This is a genomic window from Candidatus Brocadiia bacterium (genome assembly GCA_041658285.1).
In the GTDB taxonomy this organism is placed as follows: Bacteria; Planctomycetota; MHYJ01; order JACQXL01; family JACQXL01; genus JBBAAP01.
In genome coordinates this window covers 1-4509 of sequence record JBBAAP010000023.1, presented here as the reverse complement: position 1 = coordinate 4509, position 4509 = coordinate 1, and the positions used below count along the sequence as shown (strand labels likewise).

Genomic DNA, 4509 nt, shown 5'->3' with positions numbered 1-4509 from the left:
CGATGCTCCGCTGACTGTTACCTTCTGACTGTTCACTGCTGTTGTTTGGTAACCGTCACCGGCAGCTTGGACCATCCAGATACCGTCAGTAACATTTATCTCATAGGTCCCATCGGAATCCGGTTTACCACCGGCCCACTTGCCATCTTGGTCAATAGCCCAGACGACTGTGTTTGAAGAGGCGACATTACTGGCGGAAACGCTGTCTTTGTAAATAGTCCCGCTTATTACAGTTTCACTGGCTGGGTCGACGTACAGATTTCGGGTTAAATCGTTACTTACGGTAACTGAAACCGGAGGTTTTGATGAGTAATCCGGATGGGCTGCGGTCAGGAAATATGACCCTGCCGGCAGGTCAAAACTGAAGTTCCCATCGGCATCGGTTTTGGTGAATTTACCAAATGGGCCGTCTTTTTTGTTTATCGATACCCAGGCCCCTTCAACCGGGTTACCATCGTCAGCGGTGACCTTTATGGTACCACTTAAAGTTACCAGGGATGGCAGGGTGATATTGACCGTATATGCCGCTTCCTCTACCGTCAGCGGAGCTGTTTTCCCGGCAAACTCAGCTACTGTACTGGAGTCGCCGATTCCTGGGACGGCTATCATGAGGTTATAGGTAGTATTTGGGTCTTCCACCGGAACGTTCATCTTAACTTGGGCCGTGCCACCGGCACCAAGTTTTACAAACCCGCCGTTCTGGTATTTGTTATTGGTGCTCTTGGCGTGGATAAAGGCTTCAAACCCGGCGGCCTGGATGCCGAAGTCTACCGTGATGATACCTTTTTTCGGCAGATTGAAATTCTTGACCAGGGTTCCTGTTACGGTGATCAGTGCCTGATCGTCAGTTAAGGCAATTTCGCCGGTTTCCGGTGTCCACAGGTGCAGCCTGTATTTCTGGGTGCCTGATGTCTGCTTCAGTTTTAATGTATATTGGCCTTGGGAGTTGGTCACAGCTTTGTTGCCATAGGCCAGACCGTTTATCCCCTCGGCCCAGACCGTGGCGTTGGCTACCTTATTTACTACATCGCAGTAAACTGTGCCCTGGACAGTACCCATCGTGCTGCTGGCGACTGAAATTTTGATCCCGCTAACATCTGATGTGGTTATAGTAACCAGCTGTTTTGGCAGTTCCCCATAGTCTGGAGCAAAACCGGCCAATACCCAGTAGCTGTTGGGCTTCACGAACAGGGTGAAGTTTCCGCTGGAGTCTGTGGTGGCATTAGCAAATCCGGGCAGCGGTTTAGCTGTCGAGATATTACTCGAATCAACCCGGTAGGCCACTACTGAGGCTTTAGTTACCGGCCTCTGGTCTGAATCGAGGACCGCACCGGAGATAGTTCTTTCCAGTGTTTCGTACTTGAAGTCTACGGTTACAGTTTGACCATTGACTGCCACAAGCTTTTTCTCGGGTATCCAGGGCATCCCCGGGGCATGAGTGCCGACTACATATTCCCCGGCTGTTACCTTAAAGGAGAATGCCCCGCTGGAATCAGTCATTGCCCTGGAGCCCATGGAAGTTCCGGTAGGACTGTAGGCAAATACTTCGGCATTTGGGATGCCGTTGCTGCTGCCGTCTTTGACCGTACCGCTGATAGTTGCTTCCGGTACATTAATGTTAATAGTAAGTGGTGTATTTTCCTGGATGTCGAGTTTGGTAGGCATTGGAGGCATCCAGTCCATTACCAGCGGCTGACCCGTCATACCACCTTTGGGTATTGCAGGGCCCACGCCAACCATGTAAGTGCCGGCCTTAACCTTGAGGACTGGCGCATTGAGGACTGCCGCATCACCGTTTTCGTCTAATGTTACGGTCTGCACATAGAATGATGATGGATTGCCTGCAAATACGTCCACCTGCTTGCCTGCCAGCGATGTTCCCGGAGATGTCACACTTATAGTTAGGTCATAATAAGTAACATCTCCGCCTGAAGTGGAGTCCAGGGTTATATTCCCGACATTCTTGGTGGAATTATCAACAAAGAATTGAATCGGCATCATTATTCCCGCATAACCCCCACCGCCTGGAGACTGCTGGGTTGACAGGAAGTATCCTCCCGGCGCTAATCCTGTAAAACTGAAGTAGCCTTCAGAGCCTGTGAGGGTTTCTTTTCTGCCGCCCGGCCCGTCCAGGTAAACCGTGACATCTGCAATACCGGTCTCTAAGTTATCTACTAAATTCCCGTTCAACGCCCCTGCTGCCGCCCCGGCTATCGGGAAGAGCATCGAGTTCATCGGGCCTTCTTTGGCCGTGCCGTCTGATGCTTTGGTTGTGATTGTACAGTAGTAACCGTCACTGGGCGCTCCGGTAGCCGAGTCAAAGGAAATGTTTTTCTGCGGCCCGTTGATAATGCCTTTAAGTTCAAATTGGATGAAATCAGGCTGGGCCGTATCGGCATTGAGGGTAACGGTTATCGTGCGGGAGATGGATTCAGCAGAAACAGACCTGATTGTCACCGTGCCTGTCCCCGGGCCGTTGATGTCATTGTTCATCGGAGAGCCCTGATCGATGATTGCCGATGTTACATTAAATCCTGAGGGGAACACGATATCGATCTTATCGCCTGCGGAAAGCTGCTGTTGGATGGGCATTCTAATGATATAATGCGAGTCTGACGAGGCACATGGGTTGGTGGGCCTGACTTCCACCGGGGAGAACGCCTTCTGATTATTTGTCATCGGCCCTGTACCCATCTGGAAGCCTTGTACGGTAGTGTTGACTGTATAAGGCGTCATCAGAACCGTGCCCGGCGCATTGTAGATACCGCTTACGGTCCCGGTGATGCTGTCCCCTATGGCCAAATCGTACGGGAACAGTATGGCTACATTCATCATAGGGTCGTATTTGGCCTGGACCGGCCCGTTGGGCAGCGGCCTTGATACGGTTATGTTGTAGTTGCCAGTGTTCTCCGCGTCTATAGGATTTACAGGTTTGCTGAACTGGAAGACAATGGCTCCTTCAGTCGGCGAAGCCTTAGTGTCAACCTTGACAATCTGAGGCGCAGAAGTATCAACCGGCCCGGTAGTAAAGGTAACCTCATAAGCGCTGGCCAGGGCCTGGGGTGACGCCCCGGTTGATGTGATCGAACCTTGGGCGATTGTTAACCTATATGTAGAGTAAGCCTCCATTGCTACAGTCGGTTTGAACAGTATGACGTTTTTATCTACTGTGGTTGCCGAGTCGGGCGGCGGTGGCGGGTTCATCACCGTTCCGTCTAAAGGGCCTTCGACCGGGGTGCCGGCGGCATCCAGCTTGACAATCTGGACAGCGTTTTTCACCGTGTTGTAGTTACCGGTGCCAACCGGGGCTACCAGAATCTCGCGGGTAAACCCGATGCCGATAAACATGATTTCCGGTGATACGGTACCCATTTCTTCCACGTTTGAACCGCCGGCCATAAAAGGAGCATCGGCGGGAAGAGAGCCCATGTTGGGCATTACCGTAAGCGCATTGTTTATGGTGACCGCTCCGGAGCCTGTTACTATAATCTTTCTTGGGCCTATAGCGGCCTCTTGTTTTACAGTCATCATAATCTGGAAGTGCTTCATGGCGCCGCCGATATTGCCTGGTTCTACGATTATTTTGCGGGTACTGGGATCCAGCACAAAATTCGTATCAGTAACCCAACTACTTCCGTTGTATACCTTAACGGCAACACTGGATGTGGCGTCCAGACCGGGCGCCCAGATATCAAGCGGGATATTGAACGACCCCGGCATTACTTTGTCAGGCCCTACACCGGGCTTCATATACATTGCTCTGCCCAGCATGGTGTCGTCCGACAGCCTGATCACTTCGATATCAAACCCGTTAGCAAATTTCAGTTCCGGCTTTTGGGTAAAGGGCACAATGATATTTCCCGACCCGTCGATGGTGAATCCGTCGGTTATATCAGGTGAGGGATAAGGACCGGTAAACACCCTCAGTTTAATCTTGGCAGGGTCGGTCCCGACCGGGTTGCCGTTAGGATCGATAACGATATTGTCGCCGGATATAGATACATTCATCGGCAGCATAATACTAAACCTGTTGTCGATATCGACCACCGAACCGTCGGTGGTAACTTTGATTTTTCTCGGTCCTACAGGGGCATTGTTGGCTATCGCGATCATAGTCTGCAGGTGTACGCCCGGCGGCGGTACATCATTGATTACTGATACTGAACCGTGAGTAATGCCCGAATCATGGATCCAGGTGCCGCCCGAATACACGAATATGTCGATACTTGATGTAGCGTCAAACCCCGGCCCGAATATATCGAGCGGGATGTTGTCACCCGGTGAAGCCATCTGAGGACCAACATTGTATTCAGGCCCGAAATTCATCCCGAAAAATCCCCGGCTGAGGAATTTAAAAGGTTCACCCGGACTGTTCTTCTTAAAAATCTCGACCATAAATCCGGGCAGGTTAAAGTCATCCGGGACACCGGATTCCAGATTGCCTCCGGAAAACATCAGGCCGTATACGTTATTGGATACGCTTTCACAGATAACCGCACCCATGTCGCC

At 51.3% G+C, this 4509-nt stretch carries 1 protein-coding gene; it reads right to left on the bottom strand.

Features of this window, described 5'->3' with window-relative positions:
• Positions 1 to 4509, bottom strand: a 4509-nt coding sequence (locus tag WC980_10785; GenBank protein ID MFA5795536.1) for a carboxypeptidase regulatory-like domain-containing protein, incomplete at both ends; no start/stop codon positions are given.